This is a genomic window from Streptomyces sp. C1-1 (assembly GCF_050214755.1).
In the GTDB taxonomy this organism is placed as follows: Bacteria; Actinomycetota; Actinomycetes; order Streptomycetales; family Streptomycetaceae; genus Streptomyces.
On the sequence record NZ_CP189826.1, the window covers coordinates 5,601,279 to 5,624,495 of the forward strand.

Here is a 23,217-nt window from a genome sequence, read left to right on the forward strand (position 1 = left end):
CGTGCGGACGCAGCTTGGCAGGGGGTCCAGGTGAGTGCTTCCCGGCGTAGTGGGACCACCGACGAGCTGGGGCCCGAGGAGCCCGAGCGGGACGGTCCCGTGGGTCCCGACGGCTCGGATCTGCTGGCGGCGCTGCTCGACGGGATGGACGCGGCGCTGTGCGCCTTCGACGCGGGCGGTGTCGTCACGCACTGGAACCGCGAGGCCGAGCGAATCCTGGGCTGGACCGCGGCGGAGGCCGTGGGGCGGCACGGTTTCGCCGGGTGGGCCGTGCGGGAGGCGGACGCGGAGGAGGTCGAGGGGCGGCTGATGTCCGCCATGGAGGCCCCCGGACGTCAGGTGCACGAGTTCGCGCTGCTGACCAAGGACGGCGGACGGGTGCTCGTACGGACGCAGTCGGCGGCCGTGCGCGGCCCGGACGGCAAGCCCGCTGGGGTGTACTGCGCCTTCAGCGAGGTGCACACGCAGATCGACCTGGAGCGGTCGATCGCGCTGAGCGAGGCGTTGTTCGAGGATGCCAGCTGGGGCGTCGTGCTCGTCGACGCCGATCTGCGGCCGGCGGTGGTGAACGCGCATGCCGCGCGGTCGCTGGGCATCGGCCGTACGTCCGCGCTGGGGCGGCCTCTGGGCGAGTTGCTCGCGCAGGGTGTGGAGGAGCTGGAGAGCGCGCTCACGCATGTGCTGGCGGAGGGCGCGCCGCCCGCGCCGGCCGAGATCTGGGTGAGCGTGCGCACGCCGGAGGGCGAGCAGCGGCGGTGCTGGCGGTGCGGGTTCGTGCGGCTGGCCTCGCCGCTCGCGGAGGAGCCGGTGCCGCTCGGGGTCGGCTGGCTGTTCGTGGACGTCACCGAGGGCAAGCAGGGTGAGCAGGAGGCGTCGCTGCTGCGGTTCCGGGCGAACCAGCTGCACCGGGCGGCCCGGGCTGCGGCGGAGTGCGAGGACCCGCGGGAGGCGGCGACGGTCCATCTGGACTTCGCGCTGGCCGGGTTCGCCGATCACGCGCTGATCGACCGGGTGGCGGGGGGCCCGGTGTCCGACGCGGAGGCGGAGGGGCCGGTGCGGCTGGTGCGGGTCGCGGCGACGCCCTCGGGTGCGCCGGGGCCCAGTCTGCTGACGGGTGCTGCGGGGCTGCCGGTGCGGTACGGGCAGGGGCATCCGGCGTTGCAGTGCGTGGAGCGGGCGGGGTCGGTGCGGGCCAGTGTGGGGTCGGTGTCGGCGGAGCAGGCGCGGGACTGGGCCGTGGGGCGGCAGTGGCCGGCGGACGCGGTGCACGCGTTGTGCGCGGTGTTGCGCAGCCGGGGGCGGACGCTGGGGGTCGTGACGTTTCTGCGGGGGGCCGGCCGGAGTTCGTTCGAGCGGAGCGACGCCGTGTACGCGGAGGATGTCGCGGTGCGGATCGCGTCGGCGCTGGATCTCGCGGGGGTCGTGGGGCGGGAGTAGGAGGGCGGGCCGCGTGGCCGTCGGGGGCCGCCGCCGGGCGGTCGGCCGTGGCCCTGTCGCCGGTACGGGCCGCCGTCTACTGCCGGTAGAAGATCCGGTCCCCGTACTCCTTCATCACCCGTCCGTTCCACTCGTGCCCGCCGTCCACGTTTCCCGACCTGAGCAGCGGCGGTTCGATGCCGCGGTCCGCCAGGGAGCCGGCCGCCGTGGCCATCACCGCCTGCATGATCGCGCTGGTGACGACGGTCGAGGCGGGGGCGAAGGGGGCGGGGACGGTGTCCAGGGCGAGAGTCGCGTCGCCGATGGCGATCTTGGAGTCGAGGACGATGTCGCAGTGGTCCTTCAGGTAGGTGCCGGAGGCGTGGCGGGAGCGGGTCTCGGTCGCGTATGCCACCGAGGTGACGCCGATGACCCGCACGCCCAGGGCGCGGGCGTTCATGGCCATCTCGACGGGCAGGGCGTTGCGGCCGGAGAGGGAGATGATGACCAGGGCGTCGCCGGCGCGGAGCGGGGAGGTGTCCAGGACGGCGCTCGCGAGGCCGTCGACGCGCTCCAGGGCGGAGCCCAGCGTGGCGGGCATGACGTCGACGCCCACGACGCCGGGTACGACGAGGAGGTTCATCAGGGCCAGGCCGCCGGCGCGGTAGACGACGTCCTGGGCGGGCAGGGAGGAGTGGCCCGCGCCGAAGGCGAAGAGGCGGCCGCCGTCGGCGACGGTGTCGGCGAGCAGGGTGCCGGCCGCCGTGATGGACTCCGTCTGCTCGTCACGTACGCGCTTGAGGAGTTCGATCGCGGCGTCGAGGAACTGGTCGGCCAGGCTGCCGTCGCTCATGCGGGTCCTTTCGGGGCGCACCGTGCGGAGTCCGTGTCGCGGATCACGGTGCGGTCTGGACCAGTGCCGTGTCAATACGGCCGTCCGACCGTCCGGGGGGCCCGCGCGGCCGGAGCCGGCCATGGCTCCGTACTCGCCCGTAACGCCGTGGTTTCAACGGTGCGGCACGGTTGTCAGTGCTATGCGTCAGAATTGAGTCCAGGGCCAGCGCACGCGCCGGGAAGCCGTTCGTGCTTCCGGCAGATCTCATCGAGGGGCACGTATGTCCGGACTGATCGACACCACGGAGATGTATCTCCGCACCATCCTCGAGCTGGAGGAGGAAGGTGTGGTCCCCATGCGTGCCCGGATCGCCGAGCGGCTCGACCAGAGCGGGCCGACCGTGAGTCAGACGGTGGCGCGGATGGAGCGGGACGGACTGGTCGCAGTGGCCGCCGACCGGCATCTGGAGCTGACGGACGAGGGCCGTCGGCTCGCCACGCGCGTGATGCGCAAGCACCGTCTCGCCGAGTGTCTGCTCGTCGATGTGATCGGCCTGGAGTGGGAGCAGGTGCACGCGGAGGCGTGCCGCTGGGAGCACGTGATGAGCGAGGCCGTGGAGCGGCGCGTGCTGGAGCTGCTGCGGCACCCGACCGAGTCGCCGTACGGCAACCCGATCCCGGGTCTGGAGGAGCTGGGGGAGAAGGACGGCGCCGACCCGTTCCTGGACGAGGGCATGGTGTCGCTGGCGGACCTGGACCCGGGGGCCGACGGCAAGACGGTGGTGGTGCGCCGTATCGGCGAGCCGATCCAGACGGACGCGCAGCTGATGTACACGCTGCGGCGGGCGGGGGTGCAGCCCGGCTCGGTGGTGAGCGTGACGGAGTCGGCGGGCGGTGTGCTGGTCGGCAGTGGGGGAGAGGCGGCCGAGCTGGAGGCGGACGTGGCCTCCCACGTCTTCGTCGCCAAGCGCTGAGGGGCGGTCGGGCCGACTCCGGGGGGCCGGAAGTCGGTGGGGGCGTCTTGACGGCCCGTGGAATCCGAGATTCAGTGCGTCGAATCGCAGCGCTCCGACGGGTCGCGTGCGAGGCTTGCCCGTGAGGCATATGACCGGAGGGGGCGGAGGATGTGCCGCAGTCGCGTGGAGGGCCCCGGCGCCGTGCGGCGCCGGGGCCTGTCCTCCCCTGTGCTGACCCGGAGCCCCGAGCTCTCAGGGTCATTCCCCTCGGACCGGTTTCCCCGAGCGGTCCGCCTCCCGCAGAAGATCTCCCCTCGGCAGCGGCGATCATTCCTTGAGCGTGGTCACTCGAACGAGGGGTGTTATCGGCAGACGAGGCATTTTCGAATACCTATTCGATAGTCTGCGGGTGACAGGGCGGGCGGAATCCGCGCTTCAGCAGTGAGTGCACAGCGGGAAGCAGCACCGGAACAAGCACCAGAACAGGCAGCTGCACGGCACGGCACGGCACGGCAGGACACGGTTCACAGGACCGGTCGGCTCGAGCGGGAGCGAGCGGTCCGAGCGGAGCTAGGGGGGTGCCAGAACCATGGCGCGACGCATCGACGTGACCGGGGCGGGTGGCGTACGCCTCGCGGCCTGGGAGTTCGGGGACCCTCCCAAGGCGGACCCCGCCACCCTCGTACCGGAACAGCCCGGCCCCCCGGACCGGGCCGCCCAGCCGGTCCAGCAGGAGCACGGGCCCGGGGTCCTGTTACTGCACGGCCTGATGGGCCGCGCCTCGCACTGGGCCTCCACCGCCCGCTGGCTCTCCGAGCGACACCGCGCCGTCGCACTCGACCAGCGCGGCCACGGCCAGAGCGACAAGCCCCCGCAGGCCGCCTTCACCCGTGAGGCATACGTCGAGGACGCGGAGGCCGCACTCGAACAGCTCGGCCTCGCCCCGGCCGTCCTCATCGGGCACGCCATGGGCGCGCTCACCGCCTGGCAGCTCGCCGCCAGGCGCCCCGACCTGGTACGGGGCGTGATCATCTGCGACATGCGGGCCTCCGCCCTCGGCGCCGCCTCACAGCGCGAGTGGGCCGACTGGTTCCGGGCCTGGCCCGCCCCCTTCGCCACCCTGGCCGACGTGCGCAAGTGGTTCGGCGAGGACGACCCCTGGGTCGAGCGGCCCAACCCCGCGCGCGGGGAGTTCTACGCCGAGGTCATGCACGAGGGCGCCGACGGCTGGCGGCCCGTCTTCGACCCCGACCAGATGCTGAAGTCCCGGGAGACCTGGGTCTACGACGCGCACTGGGAGGAGCTGGCACAGGTGCGGTGCCCGGCGCTGGTGGTCCGGGGACTCGACGGGGAGCTGGGCCGGGCCGAGGCCCAGGAGATGGTCCGGGTGCTGCCCCGCGGGGAGTACGCGGAGGTCGCCGACGCCGGGCACCTCGTGCACTACGACCAGCCGGAGGGCTGGCGAGCGGCGATCGAGCCGTTCCTGGACGCCGTACTCACCAGCCCCTAGGGCCTGTCGTTTGGATCAGGTCGGCCGCAGGTGGCAGTGCCTTGTGGCGGACCCGAGCGGGGTCTGGTGCGTGCAGCTGCGAGGCGGAGGAGGGAGTCGGCGAGTGACGACAACGCGGCAGATGTGCGTGCCAGTCCCCGCGACGCCGAGTTGATCCAAACGACAGGCCCCAGGGCCTCATCCCTTGCTCACCGCGGTCAGGATCTCCGGGAGGCGGGCCGCCGTGCGCGGGGCGGCCAGACGCAGGCCCGCCCAGGCGATCGCCGCACCGTAGGCGGCTCCGACCGGCAGCAGCAGCCAGCCCCAGGAGTCGCCGTCCTGCGCCACGTTCGCCCAGATCGCGGCGGCGATGACCGGCGCGGACAACAGGGCCGCCGAGACCATGCCGCCGAAGATCGAGATCCAGGCGAGGCCGGTCTGGCCGGGGGCCACGTTCTTGTAGCCCTCCTGCGGGATGGAGTACGGGAAACGGGCGGACGTCCAGGCGCCGGTGGCCAGCATCGCGCCGAGCAGCGCGAAGGAGAGGCCGAGGACCTCGGGCAGCCGGGGCCAGTCGCCGAGCATCGCGGTCGTCACGACCGTGACGAGGGTGGCGTACGGCAGCGTGATCACGAGCAGGGCGAGCGCCCGTCCGCGCAGCTCCACGTAGGCGTCCCGGCCGGAGGAGATGGTCAGCGCGACGATCCAGAACGCGGACGTGTCCTGCCCGAACTGGTTGTACATCTGGATGCCGAGCATGCCGGCGGCGAAGCACGCGAAGTAGACGGAGCCGGTGCCCTGCAGGGCGTTGAAGACGGGCACGATCAGGCCGATGGCCAGCGACGTCACCCAGGCCGCCTTGGTCTTGGGGTCGCGCCACACGTACCGCAGGCTGCGTTCCATGACCGTGCCGGTGCGGCCGGCCGGCAGCAGCCGCGAGAGGCCGGAGCCGGCGCGGCCCCGGGCGGCGGGTTCGGCGGACACCTGCAGCGTCGACCCGTCGGGCGAGGTCATCAGCCGGGTCAGGTGGCGCGACCACACGGCGATGAGGGCGGCCAACGCGCCCGCGCTGAGCGCCAGTTGGGCGGCGGCTGCCCCGTACGCACCGGAGCTCACCGAGTCCACCGCGCCGATCGCCGAGGCGGGCGGCACCCACTTCACCACGTCGCCCGCCGGCGCGAGCTGCGCGAGCCCGCTCGAACCCAGCCGCTGCGCACCGAAGTTGACCAGCTGCGCGCCGATCGCGATGACGAGCCCGCTGAGCACCGCCAGATCGCGGCCCTTGCGGCTGGTCAGCAGTCGGATGTTGGCGGCGGCGACGGCCCGCGCGAGGGCCACGCAGACCAGCAGTGCCAGCACGACGGCGACGACGCCGACGGCGTACGCCGCTCCGCCGTGCGCGACCGTGATCACCGAGCCGGTCAGCAGGAGCAGGGTGAACAGCGGCCCGATGCCGACGAGGGAGGCCGCCAGCAGAGCCCGTACCAGAGGCCGCGGGCGCAGCGGCAGCATCACCAGACGGGTCGGGTCCAGGGTCTCGTCACCGCTCGGGAAGAACAGCGGCATCACCGCCCAGCCCAGCGCCAGTACGGCCGTCAGCAGCACGACCACCGACTCGGCGTGCGCGTGCCCGCGCAGCGCGACCAGGCCCAGCAGCTGCAGCGCCCCGAACAGCAGCACGACGACCGCGGAGGCGACGTACGCGGCCCGCCGGCCGCCCGACTGCCGCAGCCCGTTGCGCAGCAGCGACAGCTTCAGCCGTACGACGACGGCAGTGACGTCGGCGGTCGTCATCGCCCGCCGCCCAGCCAGTCGAGATCGGAACCGGTGTCGCGCCCGCCGGCGCCGACGAGTTCCAGGAACGCCTTCTGCAGCGAGGGGGCGTCGCCGCGGACCTCGGCGAGGGTGCCCTGGGCGCGGATGCGGCCGGCGGCCATCACGGCGACCCAGTCGCACAGGGACTCGACGAGCTCCATGACGTGGGAGGAGAAGACGACGGTGGCGCCCGATGCGGTGTAGCGCTCCAGCACGCCCCGGATGGTCTGGGCGGACACCGGGTCGACGCCCTCGAAGGGTTCGTCCAGGAAGAGCGCTTCGGGATTGTGCAGCAGGGCGGCCGCGAGCCCGATCTTCTTGCGCATGCCGGTCGAGTAGTCGACGACGAGCTTGTGCTGGGCACCGGCCAGGTCCAGCACGTCGAGCAGTTGCGTGGCCCGCTTGTCGACCTCGGCGCCGGGCAGTCCGCGCAACCGGCCGCTGTAGACGAGCAGTTCGCGGCCCGACAGCCGCTCGAACAGCCGCAGTCCCTCCGGGAGCACGCCGATCCGCGCCTTCACCGCCACCGGATCCCGCCACACGTCGTGCCCCACGACCTCGACGGTGCCCTGATCCGGCCGCAGCAGCCCGGTCACCATGGAGAGGGTGGTGGTCTTCCCGGCCCCGTTGGGCCCGACGAGCCCGATGAACTTCCCTGCGGGCAGCTCGAGATCGATCCCGGCGACCGCGATCTGCTGCCCGAACCGTTTCCAGAGGCCTTGAACGCGTACGGCGGCTGAGGTCATGAGTGAACCCTACGGGCAGGTGGCGCCCCTCAGGGGTGCAGGCCGCACCAGATGTGCGGGCTCCGCCGCGCGGGCGGACGTCACCTGTCCCGGCCGCACGCGTAGGCCAGCGGCGACGTCAGCTCCTCCGCGTCCGGCAGCCAGCGATTGGCGGGCGTGGGCCGGCAGGCCCACTGAACGGCGCCGCGCGAGCCGAACCGGGTGGGCGGCGCGGCCACGTAAGCGCCCTCCCCGAGCACCGCCAGATCCAGGGACGTGGGAGCCCAGCCGAGCTTGCGCAGCAGGTCCGGCACCTTCATCGAGGCGCCCGGCAGCACGAAGAAGTGCATCCGCCGGTCCGGCGTCAGCGTCACGGGCCCCAGCGTCAACTCCATGCGCTCCATGCGGGCCAGCGCCAGGAAACCGGCCGTCTCGGCGACGGAGATCGCGTCGAACGTACGCCCCGTGGGCAGCAGGATCGACGCCCTCGGCTGCTTCTGCCACATCCGGCGCGCGACGGTCGCACTGCCGGTGGCCTGCGTCGCCCAGTCGTCCCGCGCGGGATGCGCGCCCGGCGCGGCGCACGCGGCGTCGCCGCAGGAACAGTGCTGCACCCCGTCCAGGGCCTCCAGCCAGGTGCCGGGAAAGACGTCCCAGTGGCGCTCCTCGGCGTAGCGTACGGCTGTCTCCAGCAGCGATTCGCCGCGCTGCTTCGGGATCTGAGCGGCTTCGGTGCCCGCGATCGTCTCTTCCACGATGAACACAACTCCCGCACCCACCTGGAGTTACGGGCGTAACGCGCGCGGGGGAGGGGCATCGATCCCTCGTCCGGGGCGCATGGATGCACGTGTGGGGGCGCGCGGGAGGAAGCACGGCGTGAGCTGGGTAGCCACGAAGGGGGCGGCTTCCGTTCAAGAGGCCCTTACCCCGGCAATCCTCGGAATTCCTCGCATGACGCGCATTTTGCGCATGTCGGCGGGGCATCGATCTTCAAGGCCGGATCTTCTCGCCTCCCAGGGCGAGGGGTTCGGTCGTGGAAGACACGCCAACTCGGTGCGTGGGCAGGCACCGCAGCCACAGGGGGTAGTGCCAATGGCCGCAAGGCCTCTCGTCGCGCGGCAGCCGAACGAACGGCTGCAGGCGCTCATCCAGGAGGCGGGGTGCTCGAACGCCGGGCTCGCCCGCCGGGTCAACATGTGCGGCGCCGAGCACGGCCTCGACCTGCGCTACGACAAGACGTCCGTGGCCCGCTGGCTGCGCGGACAGCAGCCGCGAGGCAGGGCGCCCGCGATCATCGCCGAGGCGCTGGGCCGCAAGCTGGGCCGTACGGTCACGATCGACGAGATCGGCATGGCCAACGGCAAGAACCTCGCCTCGGGCGTCGGTCTGCAGTTCTCGCCGACGGTGCTGGGGGCCATCGAGCAGGTCTGCGAGCTGTGGCGCAGCGACGTGGGCCGGCGGGACTTCCTGTCCGGCTCGTCCGTCGCCGCCTCCGCACTGGTCGAGCCCAGCCGTGACTGGCTGATCTCCTCGCCCGACTCGCAGGTGGCGCGCTCGGCGGGGCCACGGGTCGGCCAGTCCGACGTGGCCGCCGTGCAGGCGATGACGCAGGCGCTCGTGGATCTAGACCACCAGTACGGCAGCGGGCATGTGCGCCCGGTCGTCGTGCACTACCTCAACAGCGTCGTCTCGGGGCTGCTGGCGGGCTCCTACCGCGAGGCGGTGGGCCGCGACCTGTTCGCCGCGGTCGCCCGACTCACCGAACTCGCCGGGTACATGGCCGTCGACACCGGTCAACCCGGCCTGGCCCAGCGGTACTACATCCAGGCGCTGCGGCTCGCCCAGGCGGCCGGCGACCGTGGCTACGGCGGCTATGTGCTGGCCGCCTCCATGAGCCACCTCGCCGCGCAGCTCGGAAACCCGCGCGAGATCGCCCAGTTGGCGCGGGCGGCGCAGGAGGGGGCGCGCGGGCGCGTGACCCCGCGCGCGGAGGCCATGTTCCACGCGGCGGAGGCGCGCGGACACGCCCTGATGGGAGATGCGCGGGCGGCCCAGCTGGCGTCCGGGCGGGCGGTGAGCGCGCTGGAGTCGGCCGACTCCGCCTCCGGGGACGACCCGGTGTGGATCGCGCACTTCGACGAGGCCTATCTCGCCGACGAGTTGGCGCACTGCCACCGCGACCTCGGCCAGGCCGAGGCGGCGGCGCGGCGCGCGGAGGAGTCGCTGGCCGGACTGCCGGAGACGAAGGCGCGCAGGCGGGCCATCGGGTATGTGCTGCTGGCCACCGCGCAGGTGCAGCAGCGCGAGATCGAGCAGGCCTGCAACACCGGCCTGAAAGCGGTGGAGTTGCTGGAGAGCGTGCGCTCCAACCGGGGCGCCGAGTACCTGGAGGACTTCCAGCAGCGGCTGGAGCCGTACCGGGAGGAGCCGGTGGTACGGGAGTTCGGGGCCCGGATGGAGCTGCAACCGGCGGCATGAACGGGCGGGAAACGCTTGGTTGACGCTCGGGTGCGATCGGAGGTGGACATATACGACGAGCTGTAGAGCTCCCCTGTTACCGCCGTCACAGGGGAGGAGGTTGCGCCCTGAGCTGCGTGGCACCCGGCTCGGGGGACCCGGTAGCGTGAGCCGACGGTTTCACAAGGTCCCCCATTAGTAGGAGTCCCGGTGACGCAGAGTGGACAGAGCGAGGAGCCCTCGCAGCGCCAGGCGCGCGAAGGCATCGTGCTGCCCTCCGACGGCGGCGAACCGTTGCTGCCGGGCATGCTGGGCAACCAGGCCCGCCCGCAGAACGTTTCGCCGCAGGGCCATCAGGGCGGATCGCACACCGCGCAGTACGGCGGCCCCTACGCCGGACAGCAGCCCGGGCCGCAGACGCCGGCCTCGGCCCCGCCCGGCGGGCAGTCCTGGGGCACGCCCTGGGGCCCCGACCGGCAGGAGACCGCGCCCCCGGAGCCGGGCCAGGGCTGGGACGCCCCGCCGGCCCAGTCCTGGGGCACGCCCGGCCCCTACCAGCCGCCGGCCACCGACCAGTGGAACGCCGGGCCCCAGCCGCTGCCGCAGGAGGGCGCGCCGTCCGCGTCCTACGGCGGCGCGGCGCAGCCCATGCCGGGCGCCTCGCCGCACGACGGCTACGCGCCCGCCGCCCACCAGCCGACGTCCGGCTCCCCGCTGCCGCCCGCGAACCCCTACCCGGGCGCCGCACCGGGCACGGCCGCCGGCGGCTACGGCGCGGCCGGCTCCGGGGCGACCATGCCGCCCGCCCAGCCCATGGGCCAGGACGCCCAGCAGCCCGCCGGCTACGGTGCTCCCGCCGCCTTCGGCGCCCCTCTGCCCCCCGCCGACGAAGGCGCCACCCAGCTCATACCGCCGGTCACCGGCGGTGCGCCCGGGAGCGAGGGGGCGACGCAGTATCTGCCGCCCGTGCCCGCGGCACCCGCGGACGAGGGGGCGACCCAGTTCCTGCCGCCCGTGGGCCCCGGCGCGCTGCCGCCCGAGACCGGTGGACACCACTCCGGTGAGGCGACCCAGTTCCTCGGCCGGCCGGACCTGGCCGGTGCCGGGCCGCTGCCGTCCGCCGCCGACCCGGACGCGCAGGCGACGCAGTTCATCCCGCCGGTGGGCGACCACCGTCAGCCGCCCGCCGAGTTCGACAACCTGTTCCGCGGCGGACCGGGCGGCGAGGCCCCGGCGGGCTCCACGCAGCAGCTGCCGCGCTTCGAGCAGCCACAGCCGCAGCCCGCCTACGGCGGCCCCCAGTCCTCGTACTTCCCGCCGGGACGCGACGACGACGGCGGCCGGGGCGGACGCGGCGGCCGTACGAAGTCGCGCGTGCCGCTGATCGCGGCGGTCGGCATCGGCATCGTCGTGCTCGGCGTCGGCGCGGGCGCGCTGCTGGGCGGTGGCGGCGGGGGCGACGGCAAGGACAAGAACCAGCCGGTCTCGGCCACGGCCCCGGCCGGTGACGGCTCCGCCTCACCGTCCGCCGACCCTGCCAAGCAGCAGGCCGTCGCCCTGGACAAGCTTTTGGCCGACAGCGGCAACAGCCGGGCGTCGGTGATCAACGCGGTGGCCGACGTGAAGGCCTGCAGGAACCTGGGCGGCGCGGCCTCCGACCTGCGCGCCGCCGCCAAGCAGCGCGGCGAGCTGGTCACCCGGCTGGCCGGCCTGTCCGTCGACCGGCTCCCCGCCCACGCCGACCTGACCACCGCTCTCACCAAGGCCTGGCAGGCCTCCGCGTCCGCCGACAACCACTACGCGGCATGGGCCGACCAGGTCGGCGGCAGGAAGGGCTGCCACAAGGGCCAGGCCCGCGCCACCGGCCAGACCGCGGCGGGCAACGCGGCGAGCGGCACCGCCAGCCAGCAGAAGCTCCGCGCCTCGCGGCTGTGGAACGCGATCGCGAAGTCGTACGGCCTGACCCAGCGCGGACCGACCCAGCTCTGAGCCGGTCCCGGCGCGGGCGGTCAGTCGACGTCCGCGCCCTGCAGGGTCGTCGCCACGTCGAGGAAGCCCCGCTTCGCCGCCACCAGCTGCCCCTGCCGTACGACCTGCAGCGTCACGTCGGTGTTGACGATCCGGGAGAAGCCGATGGTGGCCACCGGGCCCTGGTCGCTCCACTTCAGGGGCGGCGTCAGTCCGCCGGTGGTGACCTTCAGGCCGTCGTCGAGGGCGCGGCGCACGGCGTCGGCGGTGACGTCTCCGCCGCCCAGCGAGTCGACGACCTTCTTGAACACCGTGTAGGCGATCCAGGTCGTCTGCACGCCGACGTCGCCGGCGTCGATCCTGTTGTCGCCGAAGGCCTGCTCGCTGATCACCTTCTTCATCGGGGCCCAGCGCGGGTCGCTCGACACCGGGTACCAGCCGGTGACGTAGGAGCCCTCGTACGGTCCGGACGCCCCGCCGGACTCGTTGATGACCGTCTGGTCGACGCTGTCGAGGGTGGCCGCGGTCCGTACCGCCGGATGCTCCTCGCGCTCGCGCCGGAAGGAGTCCATGAAGGTGCTGGTGCGGTCCCCGAGCGCGGGGATCGCGCACCCCTTCTTCGCCGAGCCGGCGGTGGTGGCGGCCAGGGCCTTCTCGGCGGGTCCGGCGTACTCGGTGGTGTCGTCGGCGGCCCGCTGGTCGATCGAGGGCTGGTGCCCGCCGGCCTTCAGGCCGGAGTCGAGCATGGGGGGAAGCTCGTCGCCCGCGATGGTGTCGGGCCGGACCAGCGCGACGGGCCCGCAGCTCGCGGCGAGTTCCTTGCCGAGGCCGGCCAGCAGCGTCGGCTGGCCGCCGTTGACCGGGTAGGACAGCGGGCTGGTGAACTCGGAGGTGGTGGCGCCGTAGCCGCCTATGAAGGGGATGCCGGCGCCCTCCAGGTCGGGGAGGTAGGACTCGCCGTACTGGCTGTAGGAGCCGACGACCGCGACGACGTTCTCCTTGACGGCCGTCCGGGCGCACTTGGCGGCGGCCACGCTGTCGTTGTGGTCGTTGCAGGTGAGGACCTTGAGCTTACGGCCGCCCAGGCCGCCGTGGGCGTTGACGTACCGGGCGTAGGCCTGGGCGAAGGCCGGCATGCCGGGCTTGTTGGTGGCGTTGGTGTCCTGCGGTGCCCAGGTCATCACGGTGATCGGGCCGTCCCCGGCACCCCCCGTGGTACCGGGGATGACCCCGCATCCGGTGGCGAGGGACGCACACACCACCAGGGCTCCCGCCGCGAGGGCGGTCGCTCTGCCGGGCCGGGTGCGTAGGGGGAGGAAGGTGCTGCGGAAGCGTCGCCTGCCGGTCATGGACCCACACGCTTCCGTCACATCGCCAACCCCGAGGTGACCTAGGGTTATTGATCGGTGACGTGCAGGTGAATTACGGGGGCCGGTGAGGCGCGAGTGCGAAAGAACGTACGATCGGTGACCGTGCAAGGTTCGGACAACTCTTCCCGTCGCGGTCGTCGCTCCTCCACCATGGGCGGTATGCCACTGAACGACATGCCGTGGTGGCGCTGGCGCAGCAATGTGCGCTCCGCGCTGCACATGCTCTCCGACCCGGGGTTCCAGCAGAACGTCTGGCTGGCCGGGGTCGACGGGTACGGGGACGTCACCGACGCCGTGTACCGCCTGGTCGAGGACACCTGGCTGGACAACTGGTCAGCCGAGAAGTACGTGGGCACGATCTTCCGGGACTCCCAGGAGGCGGCCCTCGTCGACACCGCCGTGCTGCGGGTGCTGCGGATCATGCACCAGGTCGGGCCGGACGCCCCGGTCTCCGCCTACCTGGAGCACCAGGGCTGGCCGGAGGCGGTACGGGCGGCGCGGGACGCGCACGTCCGCATGGCCGTGTCCGACGGCGAGGACCCGGACGCGCCGCCGCGGACCCTCGAGGTGCTGCGGATCATGACGCGTTCCGCTTAGCGGACGCCGGTTCGGACCCGAGTTCACTTATGGGACCCTGTCCTGCATGAGCGAGCAGTCCACCCGAGCCGCGGCGAACCCCGCCGACCAGTACGTCCTCACTCTTTCCTGCCCGGACAAGCAGGGCATCGTGCACGCCGTGTCGAGCTACCTGTTCATGACCGGCTGCAACATCGAGGACAGTCAGCAGTTCGGCGACCACGACACGGGTCTGTTCTTCATGCGCGTCCACTTCTCGGCGGACGAGTCGGTGACCGTGGACAAGCTGCGGGCGAGCTTCGCGGCGATCGGTGACGCCTTCCACATGGACTGGCAGATCAACCGGGCCGACGAGAAGATGCGGATCGTCCTGATGGTCAGCAGGTTCGGGCACTGCCTGAACGACCTGCTCTTCCGGGCCCGTATCGGCGCGCTGCCGGTGGAGATCGCGGCCGTGGTGTCCAACCACACGGACTTCGCCGAGCTGGTGGGCTCGTACAACGTTCCCTTCCACCACATCCCGGTGACGAAGGACACCAAGGCGGAGGCCGAGGCACGGCTGCTCGAGGTGGTCCGGCAGAACGACGTCGAACTCGTCGTGCTGGCCCGGTACATGCAGGTGCTCTCCGACGACCTGTGCAAGCAGCTGAACGGGCGGATCATCAACATCCACCACTCGTTCCTGCCGAGCTTCAAGGGTGCGAAGCCCTATCACCAGGCGCACGCCCGGGGGGTCAAGCTCATCGGGGCGACCGCGCACTACGTGACCGCGGATCTCGACGAGGGGCCGATCATCGAGCAGGAGGTCGAGCGGGTCGGGCACGACGTCACGCCGGACCAGCTGGTGGCGATCGGGCGGGACGTGGAGTGCCAGGCGCTGGCCCGGGCGGTGAAGTGGCATGCCGAGCGGAGGATTCTGCTGAACGGGCGGCGCACTGTGGTGTTCGCCTAAGAGCTCGGGGGCGGGGCGGCTGCGGGTGGTTCGTGGCTGGTCGCGCAGTTCCCCGCGCCCCTGAGGTGCGTCCACCGCAGGTCTTCAAGGGGCGCGGGGAACTGCGCGACCAGCCCCCACGCACCCGCACCCGCCGGTGGACCGGAACCCGCCCTCACATCCTGCTCAGCGCCGCCGCCGCGAACAGTACGTCCCTGATCGCCTCGCGGTCGCCGACCTGTCCCGCGGCCGCCTCCTCCGGCGGCACATGGCCGGCCGCCAGCCTGCAGAACTCCACGCCGTCCAGGGCGACATGGGCCACCTCGTGCTCGGACGACGCCTCCGCCGCCGGTGAGTCCAGCGGGATCAGCCACTCGCCACCGCCGAGGCCCTCGATCTCCAGCCGCAGGCTCCGTCCGGGGCCGCCGGCCACGCCGAGGTGCCGCCCGCGGACAGGCGACGCGAGACCTTCCTGCCGCCGCCCCGCCAGCACGAGGGGAAGCATGCGCGCCGCCAGATCGATCATGCGGTGCAGATGCCGGGGCGCGGGCGGCTCGTACGGGTAGTCGACCGCATCGGCGATGTCCTCCGCGTGCACCCAGCACTCGAACGCCCGGTCCAGCATCGCGTCGTGCAGGGGCAGCTCGAAGTCGCCGTAGGAGACCGCCAGCCGCCCCGAACCGGAGCCGCCGGTGAAGGACACCGTGCGCACCAGGTCGTGGCTCTGCTCACGCCAGGGCCCCCGGACCGCGCGCGTGGGCGGGGAGGGGGAGCTGCGCCAGAGCGCCTCGGTGCGGGACGCCGGCCCGGGACCGTCCGCCACGCAGTCGCCCAGCGGGTCGTCGAGGCCGAGCGCGACCGCGACCAGGCCGTCGACGCAGAGGAGGTGGGAGATGACACCGGCGACGGTCGTACGGCGGCCGGCCGGAGCCTCGCCGTCGAACCAGCGCAGCCGCACGGGCGCGTGCCACTCGGCGTCGCCTATGTCCTGCAGCAGGGCGTCGAGCCGGGCCGTCTCCGCGTCGTACGGGGTGGCCCAGTCCGGCACCGGGATGCGCGGCGGGCGCCGGTCGAGGCAGCCCTGCAGGACACGGGTGCGCAGGGCCGGGTCCAGGTCGAGGCTCTCCGGCGGGTGCAGCAGGCCCACCGCGTCGCGCAGCCGCAGCGCCTCCTCCGCGCAGGGGCCGCAGCCGCCCAGGTGCTCCTCGACTGCCGCCGTCTCCTCCGCCGAGCAGGCGGCCAGGGCCCACGCCCCGAGCAGGGACTTCAGGACGTGGTGCTCCAGGACGAGCGGGCCCGGCGCTTGCTCCCGCGGAGCGGGCAGCGGCCGGCCGCCGTCCTCGACGGAGGACCGGGGCATGGGTATGCGCGGCGGGGGCTCGGGCTCGCGCTGTTCGCCGAAGGCCTCGAAGCCGCTCACACCGCACCCCCGTAGCCGGGCGGAGCGCCCGCGTCGTGGGCGGTGGACAGCAGCTGGAGGCCGAGGCGGAGGCGGCGGCGGGCCTCGTCCTCGGTGACGCCGAGGTCGGCGGCGGTCTGGCGGTAGTCACGGCGCTGGAAGTAGGCCAGGTCCAGCGCGGCGCGCAGCGGGGAGGGCATGGAGGTGACGATGTAGTCGGCGCGGGCGGCGACCGAGGCGCGGCGGACCTTGCGCTCCAGTTCCTCGGCGGAGCCGCCCCGGGCGAGGGCGGCGGTCTCGGTGGCGCGCAGCCGCTGCACGGCGAGGCGGTGGGTCAGCGTGGCGACCCAGGAGCGCAGTGGGCCCTGCTTGGGGTCGTAGGTCTCGGGGTGCTCCCAGACGTGGGCGAAGACGTCCCGGGTGATGTGGTCGGCGGCCCGCTCGTCGCCGAGGACGCGGTGGGCCAGGCCGTGCACGAGCGAGGCGAAACGGTCGTAGAGCTCGCCGAGGGCGGCCGCCTCACCGCGTGCCAGCCGCTGCTGCATCTTGCGGTCCCAGCGAGGCGGTGCGTCCTTCTTCGCCATGCGGTCCCCTCACCCTGTCCGTCGGCCCGCGCTCTCGTCCAGCCTGCGTCCACCGTCTCCACGAATGTAGTCGGCACCTCTGACAGCGCACGCCCCTTTGTGGCAATGCGCGCCCCCATGGAAGCGCCAGGTGATAGTGGACCTTCGTCCACGCCTCACCATTCTCCGATCAGATCTGTCCCGACCTGATCGAACAGGATCGAAGCAGACAAAAACAAGCCTCTTTCGATCGGTTTCCGTTTCTCCTGATGTGTTTCAGGGAACGGCCGCTGGGCAGCCGCGCTGCGAGGAAGCGTAGGAATGGCTTCCGTTTTGGCGGGGGTTCCGGCGAACGAAGGGCATGGTGGTGGCGTTCTATGTGACCGGCGACGAGCAGGGCGAATGGACCGTGCTCAGTGTGTCGGGCGAGCTGGACCTGGTGACGTCCCCCGCACTGCGTCAGCGGGTGCACGACGCGGTGGCCGACGGCCGCCACAGTCTCGTCCTCGACCTCTCGGAGGTCTTCTTCTGCGACTCCAGCGGCGTCGGCGTGCTCATAGCCGCCCGCCGGCTGATCCGCTCCTGCCAGGGCAGCCTGCGGCTGATTCTCCCCGCGCGGGGCGCGGTCGAAGGCTCGCACGTCAACCGGGTCCTCGGCGCGCTCGGCGTGCGCAGGCTGTTCGACGTGTACGCCGACCTGGACGAGGCCGTCGCCGAGGAGGCCGGACCACTGTCGGCGTAGCGGCGCCCCTGGGGGATGCCCCGCTCCTCTGCCACACAGTTGTCCCAGAATTCCCCCGGTCCTGGCACAAGCGTCGCTTTCGCGCGCCCGGACGCGCCGACGCGTCGTACGCTCCGGTCCAGGAACACCCCGACGTGACGTGAGGCGGCTCGAGAACATGGTCAGCAGCGAGTACGAGCGCAGGATCGCCGCCCGGTTCGCCACCTTCGACCAGGACGGCAACGGCTACATCGACCGCGAGGACTTCAACGTGGCGGCCAAGGCGCTGCTCACCGAGTTCGGTGTCGCGGCCCGTTCCGACAAGGGGCAGGCGCTGTACGCGGGCGCCGAGGCCTTCTGGCAGGGCATGGCCGGGATCGCGGACCGGGACGGCGACCAGCGCATCACGCGCGAGGAGTTCGTCACGGGCGCGGTCAAGCGGCTGCGCGACAACCCCGAGCGGTTCGCCGAGATCGCCCGCCCCTTCCTGCACGCGGCCCTCGACCTCGCCGACTCCGACGGCGACCGGGCGGCCACCGTCGCGGACACCGTGCGCGTGCTGCGGGTTCTGGGGGCGGACGCGGAGGTCGCCCGGGCGGCCGCCGCCACGCTCGACACCGACGGCGACGGCAGGGTCGGGGAGGCGGAGATCGTGGCCGCGTTCGCCCGCTACTTCACCGTCCCCGAATAGTGCCGTCCGCATAGCGCTCGCGCAGTTTGTACTTGAGGACCTTGCGCAAGGTGTCATTGCGCGGAAGGGCGTCCACGACCTCCAGCTGCTCCGGCAGCTTGTGCACCGACAGCCCTTCCGCGCGCAGGTACGACGTCACCGCGTCCAGGGTCAACCGCGCTGAGCCCGGCGGCTGTTCCACCACCGCGCACACCCGTTCCCCGCGCTCGGCGTCCGGCAGCCCGATCACCGCGACGTCCCCGACGGCCGGATGCGCGGCCAGCAGGTCCTCGATCTCCTTGGCCGAGATGTTCTCGCCCTTGCGGATGATGACGTCCTTGAGCCGGCCGGTGAGCACCAGGTGCCCGCTGTCCTTCACGAACCCCAGGTCCCCGGTGCGCAGGAACCCTTCCCCGTCGAAGGCCTGAGCGGTCTGCGCCGGATCCAGGTAGCCCTGGCAGACGGCCTCTCCGCGCAGCCGCACCTCCCCGTCGACGATCCGTATCTCCATGCCCTCCGGCGGCCGCCCCTCGGTCGTCGCCAGGTTCTCCACGCTGTCCTCCGGGTCGCCCATGGTGATCATCGGCACCTCGGTCATGCCGTACCCGTGGGTGAGCTGCACGCCCATCTCGCGTACGACGGCGTGGTACACCTCCGGCGGCTTAGGGGCGCCGCCGCCCGCGAGCAGCCGTAGCGAGGGAATGACCTTGGTGTCCGGCTGCTTGCGCTGTTCGGCGAGGAACATCGAGTAGAACGCCGTGGACCCGCCGGCCACCGTCACGCCGTGCCTGCGGTAGCCCTCCAGCGCGTCCGGCAGCGCGAACTGCTCGAACATCACCGCCGGGAAGCCGTACAGCAGCAGCATCACCGTGTAGTCCGGCCCGGCTATGTGGGCGTAGGGGAAGGCCATCGAGCCGACGTCGTCGGCCGACAGGCGCAGCGCGTGGGCGAGGCAGGAGCCGCCTGCGATCAGTGAACGGTCCGTGTGCAGTACGCCCTTGGGGTCCGACGTCGTCCCCGAGGTCCAGTAGATCCAGCGGACCGAGGTGCCCTCGGCGGGCGGTGGGGGCAGTACGGCCGGGTCGCCCTCCGGGAGGCCGTCGTACGCCTCGAAGACTCCCTTCGCGCCCAGCCGCCGTGCCATCTCCGTGTGGTCGAAGCCCCGCCAGGTCCCCGGCACCGCGAAGAACTCCGCCTTCGACTCCCTCAGTGCGAAGCCCACCTCTCGGTCCCGGTAGAAGGGGATGACCGGTGTCTGTATGGCGCCCAGGCGGGCCAGCGCGAAGGACAGCAGCGCGGTCTCGATACGGGTGGGCAGCTGCCAGGCGACCACCGTGCCGGGGCGCACGCCCATGTCGTACAGACCGGCCGCCACGCGCTCGGCACGCGTGCGCAGTTCCCCGAAGGTCAGGGAGCGGTCGTCCTGGAGGAGGACCGGGCGGTCGGGGGTGAGGCCGGCGCGGCGGACGACCAGGTCCCACAGGGTCCGGGCGGAGCTCAGGGAGTGCGGGGTCTCGTTCACGGGTGCCCCCTGCTTGGCTGACGACTCGTCAGGTGACATGCTATCTGACGACCCATCAGATAGCGCCTGTCAGGGAAACACCGTCCGGCGGAGGGGACCATGGACACCGAACTGCCCCGCATCATCAGCGTCGACGACCACGTGATCGAGCCCGCGCACCTCTTCGACACCTGGCTGCCGGAGAAGTACCGCGACCGCGGCCCGCAGGCCCTGACCGCCGGCATCGGCGAACTCGCCTACGTCGGCGGCAAGTACCAGATCACGATGGACCCGGACGGCCCGCCGACCGACTGGTGGATCTACGAGGACCTGAAGTTCCCGTACAAACGCAACATCGCCGCCGTCGGCTTCGACCGCGACGAGATGACCCTGGAGGGCATCACCCGCGAGGAGATGCGGCGCGGCTGCTGGGACCCCAAGGCCCGCCTGGAGGACATGGACCTCAACCACGTCGAGGCCTCCCTGTGCTTCCCCTCCTTCCCCCGCTTCTGCGGACAGACCTTCGCCGAGGCGCACGACAAGGAGGTCGCGCTGGCCTGCGTGCGCGCCTACAACGACTGGATGGTCGAGGAGTGGTGCGGGGACAGCGGCGGACGGCTCATCCCGCTCTGCCTGATCCCGCTGTGGGACGTGACGCTCGCGGTCGCGGAGATCCGGCGCAACGCCGCGCGCGGGGTGAAGGCGGTGACGTTCTCCGAGATCCCCACCTACCTGGGCCTGCCGTCCATCCACTCCGGTTACTGGGACCCGTTCTTCGCCGTGTGCCAGGAGACCGGCACGGTCGTCAACATGCACATCGGGTCGTCGTCCCAGATGCCGGCCGCGTCCCCGGACGCCCCGCCGGCCGTCCAGGCCTCCCTCAGCTTCAACAACGCCATGGCCTCGATGATGGACTTTCTCTTCAGCGGGGTGCTGGTGCGCTTTCCCAGCCTCAAACTCGCCTACTCCGAGGGGCAGATGGGCTGGATCCCGTACGCCCTGGAACGCGCCGACGACGTCTGGGAGGAGCACCGCGCCTGGGGCGGCGTGCGCGACCTGATCCCGGAGCCGCCGTCCACGTACTACTACCGGCAGATGTTCTGCTGCTTCTTCCGGGACAAGCACGGGGTGGCGTCCCTGGACGCGGTCGGCCGCGACAACGCCACCTTCGAGACCGACTACCCGCACGTCGACTCGACCTTCCCGCACACCAAGGAGATCGCCCTCGACCATGTGAAGGGCCTCGACGACGAGACCGTCTACAAGCTGATGCGGGGCAACGCGATCCGCATGCTCGATCTCGACCTGGACCGCTAGTGGATCTGTCGTACACCCCCGAGGAGGAGGAGTTCCGGGCGCGGCTGCGGGAGTGGCTCGGCAAGGCGCTGCCGACCCTGCCGCCGAAGCCGTCCCAGGGCGACTGGCCCGGGCGCCGGGCCTACGACCTCGGCTGGCAGCGGATGCTCCACGACGCCGGGTACGCCGACGTCCACTGGGAGGGCACCCCGAGCGTCCGGCTGATCTTCCTGGAGGAGACCGAGAAGGCGGGCGCGCCCTATGTCGGCGCGAACTTCGTGGGGCTGCTGCACGCCGGACCCACCATCGCGGCCGAGGGCACACCGGAGCAGCGGGCCCGCTGGCTGCCGCCGGTCCTGCGCGGCGAAGAGGTCTGGTGCCAGGGCTTCAGCGAGCCCGAAGCCGGCTCCGACCTCGCGGCGCTGCGCACCCGCGCGCGCAGGGACGGCGACGACTACGTGGTCAGCGGGTCCAAGATCTGGACCTCCCACGCCGAGGTGGCCGACTGGTGCGAACTGCTGGTGCGCACCGACCCGGACGCCCCCAGGCACAAGGGCATCAGCTGGCTGGCCATGCCCATGGACGCCCCCGGCATCACCGTGCGGCCGCTGCGGACCCTCGCCGGGTCGGCCGAGTTCGCCGAGATGTTCCTCGACGACGTACGGGTGCCCGTCGGCAACCGGGTCGGGGAGGAGAACGACGGCTGGCGCGTGACGATGGTGACGCTCTCCTTCGAACGCGGCACGGCGTTCGTCGGAGAGGTCGTCGCCTGTCGGCGTGTGCTGGGCGAACTGGCCGCGGAGGCACGGCGGAACGGGCGCTGGGACGATCCCGTGCTCCGGCGGCAACTGGGCAGGCTGAACGCCGAGTTCCGGGCGTTGTGGCGGCTGACTCAGTGGAATGTGAGCGAGGCGGAGGCCAGTGGGGGTGTGCCGGGGGTTGGGGGGTCGGTCTTCAAGTTGCGGTATTCGCATGCGCGGCAGTCGTTGTACGACGTCGCTGCGGACGTCTTGGGGCCGGGGTCACTGGACCTGGACTCGCCCTGGATGCTCGACCGGCTGTCGTCGCTGTCGTACACCATCGCGGCGGGTACGTCGCAGATTCAGCGGAACATCGTCGCTGAGCGGATTCTGGGGCTGCCGAAGGGGAGGTGAGCTGTGCGGTTTCAACTGACCGCGGAACAGCGGGCGTTGCGGGACGCGGTGCGAGCCGTGATCGGTCGCCGGCCGTCTGCGGGATCGTCGTGGCCGGTCGCGCAGTTCCCCGTGCCCCTGAGCGGTGCTCCAGGACCCGGCGGCTCTCAGCCCCGTCTGGACCGGGGCCTGTGGCGGGCTCTCGGGGAGCTCGGGTTCTTCTCTCTGCGGTTGTCCGAGCCCGATGGTGGGGCCGGACTCGGGCTTCCCGAGGCCGTATTGGCGTTCGAGGAGGCCGGGCGGGCGTTGGTGCCCGGGCCGCTCGTCGCCACCCATCTCGCGGCCGGGGAAGTGGCCGGAGCGGCCACCGGCGAGACGGTCGTGGCCGCCGCCGACGGGAGGATCGTGGAGTGGCTGGACGAGGCGGACGTCGTGCGGCCCGGCGCCGAGGGGGCCGTACCGCTGAGGTCGGTGGATCCGCTCACGCCGCTGCACCGCGTTCCGGCGCCCGCCCCGCCCGACCCCGTCGCCGTCCTCCTCACCGCCGCCGAGCAGCTCGGGACCGCCACACGCGCCTGCGAACTGGCGGTGCAACACGCCCGGACGCGTGAGCAGTTCGGGCAGCCCATCGGGGCCTTCCAGGCGGTCAAGCACCTGTGCGCGCAGATGCTGGTGCGCGCCGAGGTGGCCCGCGCCGCCGTCTACGCGGCCGCCGTCACCGCCGACCGGGCCGACATCGCCGCGGCCCGGCTGCTGGCCGACGAGGCCGCCGTTCAGGGCGCCCGCGACTGCCTTCAGGTGCACGGCGGCATGGGCTTCACCTGGGAGTGCGAGGTGCATCTGCTGCTGAAGCGGGCGTGGGTGCGCTCGGCACGTGGCGGTGGCGGGACGGAGAGTGAGGAGCTGCTCGCGGCCGACCTCGTGGCATGAACAGGTCGGGCCTGCGGCTTCGCGTCGGGCGGCCGCGCGGATGTCGCGGATCGTGGCACACCGGAATCACGGAGCGTTGATACCGGGTTGTGTCCTAGGTGTGACCCGTCACGCCCCGGAGTCGGCGACGCGCTCCGGTACCTTCTGTGGGATGCGAGTGGTTCCGGGCGCGATCCGTACCGGTGTCGCCCCCGGGGCGGCTCCTGATACGGCCTGTTCGACTCCTCGCAGGGAGCGTCGCACAGTATGCCGCACGGGTACTCCTTCGCGCTGGAATATGCCCGAAGCGCTTGTTGAGGTGACTGTACGTCAACCATGCTGTCGTGCAAGGGATTCACGTTCCGTGACCCCTGCCCTGGGCTCTGTGTCGGCTGTTGTTCTGGTCATGCAGAAAATGGCTACGATCGTGGCCCTCGCCGCGGTGCCTCTGGCAAGGCTCGCGCGGCATGAGGTCATGTGTCCGCCGG

Annotated in this window: 20 protein-coding genes; 12 read left to right on the forward strand and 8 right to left on the reverse strand. The window is 72.2% G+C overall.

What is annotated here, in order from left to right:
- The first annotated feature begins 30 nt into the window (after nucleotides 1-30).
- Nucleotides 31-1,437 carry a PAS domain-containing protein gene (locus ACQF4J_RS25715; protein ID WP_351799001.1) on the forward strand — a complete coding sequence of 469 codons (1,407 nt, stop codon included), beginning with the start codon at nucleotides 31-33 and terminating at the stop codon, nucleotides 1,435-1,437.
- 76 nt (nucleotides 1,438-1,513) lie between these two features.
- Here the strand turns inward: ACQF4J_RS25715 and ACQF4J_RS25720 are convergent, their stop codons facing one another.
- Entirely contained in the window at nucleotides 1,514-2,269 is a 756-nt protein-coding gene (locus ACQF4J_RS25720) for an SIS domain-containing protein (RefSeq protein ID WP_427166871.1), read from the reverse strand.
- A 262-nt stretch (nucleotides 2,270-2,531) separates the two neighbouring features.
- Here ACQF4J_RS25720 and ACQF4J_RS25725 point away from each other — a divergent pair, with 262 nt between their 5' ends.
- Both ACQF4J_RS25725 and ACQF4J_RS25730 read left to right on the forward strand, forming a co-directional pair.
- Complete coding sequence (locus tag ACQF4J_RS25725; protein ID WP_058924701.1) at nucleotides 2,532-3,224, forward strand: metal-dependent transcriptional regulator; 693 nt, start codon at nucleotides 2,532-2,534, stop codon at nucleotides 3,222-3,224.
- Between the two features lie 571 nt (nucleotides 3,225-3,795).
- A complete protein-coding gene (locus tag ACQF4J_RS25730) occupies nucleotides 3,796-4,716 on the forward strand; it encodes an alpha/beta fold hydrolase (protein WP_351560829.1) in 921 nt (306 codons plus the stop codon).
- A 177-nt stretch (nucleotides 4,717-4,893) separates the two neighbouring features.
- Here the strand turns inward: ACQF4J_RS25730 and ACQF4J_RS25735 are convergent, their stop codons facing one another.
- From ACQF4J_RS25735 to ACQF4J_RS25745, 3 genes are all read right to left on the reverse strand, one after another.
- Entirely contained in the window at nucleotides 4,894-6,489 is a 1,596-nt protein-coding gene (locus ACQF4J_RS25735) for a transporter (RefSeq protein ID WP_351560831.1), read from the reverse strand.
- Complete coding sequence (locus tag ACQF4J_RS25740) at nucleotides 6,486-7,256, reverse strand: ABC transporter ATP-binding protein (protein ID WP_351560833.1); 771 nt, start codon at nucleotides 7,254-7,256, stop codon at nucleotides 6,486-6,488. The genes ACQF4J_RS25735 and ACQF4J_RS25740 overlap by 4 nt, the downstream gene beginning before the upstream one ends.
- 80 nt (nucleotides 7,257-7,336) lie before the next feature.
- Entirely contained in the window at nucleotides 7,337-7,999 is a 663-nt protein-coding gene (locus ACQF4J_RS25745) for a bifunctional DNA primase/polymerase (RefSeq protein WP_427166872.1), read from the reverse strand.
- A 328-nt stretch (nucleotides 8,000-8,327) separates the two neighbouring features.
- Here ACQF4J_RS25745 and ACQF4J_RS25750 point away from each other — a divergent pair, with 328 nt between their 5' ends.
- Together ACQF4J_RS25750 and ACQF4J_RS25755 are read left to right on the forward strand one after the other, a co-directional pair.
- Entirely contained in the window at nucleotides 8,328-9,713 is a 1,386-nt protein-coding gene (locus tag ACQF4J_RS25750; RefSeq protein ID WP_351560837.1) for a transcriptional regulator, read from the forward strand.
- 189 nt (nucleotides 9,714-9,902) lie between these two features.
- Nucleotides 9,903-11,681, forward strand: coding sequence for a hypothetical protein (locus ACQF4J_RS25755; protein WP_427166873.1), 1,779 nt, complete (start codon nucleotides 9,903-9,905; stop codon nucleotides 11,679-11,681).
- A gap of 20 nt (nucleotides 11,682-11,701) precedes the next feature.
- Here the strand turns inward: ACQF4J_RS25755 and ACQF4J_RS25760 are convergent, their stop codons facing one another.
- The gene (locus ACQF4J_RS25760; protein WP_351560841.1) at nucleotides 11,702-13,009 is read right to left on the reverse strand and encodes an ABC transporter substrate-binding protein; all 1,308 of its coding nucleotides are present in this window, start codon (nucleotides 13,007-13,009) and stop codon (nucleotides 11,702-11,704) included.
- 117 nt (nucleotides 13,010-13,126) lie between these two features.
- Between ACQF4J_RS25760 and ACQF4J_RS25765 the strand changes: the two genes are divergently transcribed.
- Nucleotides 13,127-13,627, forward strand: a complete 501-nt coding sequence (locus ACQF4J_RS25765; RefSeq protein WP_142152877.1) for an SCO4402 family protein — start codon at nucleotides 13,127-13,129, stop codon at nucleotides 13,625-13,627.
- A gap of 46 nt (nucleotides 13,628-13,673) precedes the next feature.
- Complete coding sequence (purU, locus tag ACQF4J_RS25770; protein ID WP_351560843.1) at nucleotides 13,674-14,558, forward strand: formyltetrahydrofolate deformylase; 885 nt, start codon at nucleotides 13,674-13,676, stop codon at nucleotides 14,556-14,558.
- 154 nt (nucleotides 14,559-14,712) lie between these two features.
- On the opposite strand, the gene ACQF4J_RS25775 is transcribed toward purU, so the two are convergent.
- Both ACQF4J_RS25775 and ACQF4J_RS25780 read right to left on the reverse strand, forming a co-directional pair.
- Nucleotides 14,713-15,957 (reverse strand): zf-HC2 domain-containing protein, encoded by a 1,245-nt coding sequence (locus ACQF4J_RS25775; protein WP_427166874.1) that lies wholly within the window; start codon nucleotides 15,955-15,957, stop codon nucleotides 14,713-14,715.
- Nucleotides 15,954-16,520 carry a sigma-70 family RNA polymerase sigma factor gene (locus ACQF4J_RS25780; protein WP_351560848.1) on the reverse strand — a complete coding sequence of 189 codons (567 nt, stop codon included), beginning with the start codon at nucleotides 16,518-16,520 and terminating at the stop codon, nucleotides 15,954-15,956. Before ACQF4J_RS25780 ends, ACQF4J_RS25775 begins: the two co-directional genes overlap by 4 nt.
- A gap of 340 nt (nucleotides 16,521-16,860) precedes the next feature.
- On the opposite strand from ACQF4J_RS25780, the gene ACQF4J_RS25785 reads away from it, so the two are divergent.
- Entirely contained in the window at nucleotides 16,861-17,241 is a 381-nt protein-coding gene (locus ACQF4J_RS25785; protein ID WP_351560852.1) for an STAS domain-containing protein, read from the forward strand.
- Between the two features lie 157 nt (nucleotides 17,242-17,398).
- Nucleotides 17,399-17,911 carry an EF-hand domain-containing protein gene (locus tag ACQF4J_RS25790; RefSeq protein WP_427168614.1) on the forward strand — a complete coding sequence of 171 codons (513 nt, stop codon included), beginning with the start codon at nucleotides 17,399-17,401 and terminating at the stop codon, nucleotides 17,909-17,911.
- Here ACQF4J_RS25790 and ACQF4J_RS25795 read toward each other — a convergent pair.
- Nucleotides 17,895-19,412: a class I adenylate-forming enzyme family protein gene (locus tag ACQF4J_RS25795; protein WP_427166875.1), complete on the reverse strand. Its 1,518-nt coding sequence runs from the start codon at nucleotides 19,410-19,412 to the stop codon at nucleotides 17,895-17,897. The genes ACQF4J_RS25790 and ACQF4J_RS25795 overlap by 17 nt on opposite strands.
- A gap of 99 nt (nucleotides 19,413-19,511) precedes the next feature.
- Here ACQF4J_RS25795 and ACQF4J_RS25800 point away from each other — a divergent pair, with 99 nt between their 5' ends.
- From ACQF4J_RS25800 to ACQF4J_RS25810, 3 genes are read left to right on the forward strand one after another with little or no spacing between them, the layout of a single operon-like run.
- Nucleotides 19,512-20,708, forward strand: coding sequence for an amidohydrolase family protein (locus tag ACQF4J_RS25800; protein WP_351560856.1), 1,197 nt, complete (start codon nucleotides 19,512-19,514; stop codon nucleotides 20,706-20,708).
- Nucleotides 20,708-21,841 (forward strand): acyl-CoA dehydrogenase family protein, encoded by a 1,134-nt coding sequence (locus ACQF4J_RS25805; RefSeq protein WP_427166876.1) that lies wholly within the window; start codon nucleotides 20,708-20,710, stop codon nucleotides 21,839-21,841. The genes ACQF4J_RS25800 and ACQF4J_RS25805 overlap by 1 nt, the downstream gene beginning before the upstream one ends.
- Before the next feature lie 3 nt (nucleotides 21,842-21,844).
- On the forward strand, nucleotides 21,845-22,750 hold the full coding sequence (locus ACQF4J_RS25810; protein ID WP_351560859.1) for an acyl-CoA dehydrogenase: 906 nt from the start codon (nucleotides 21,845-21,847) through the stop codon (nucleotides 22,748-22,750).
- Nucleotides 22,751-23,217 lie beyond the last annotated feature (467 nt).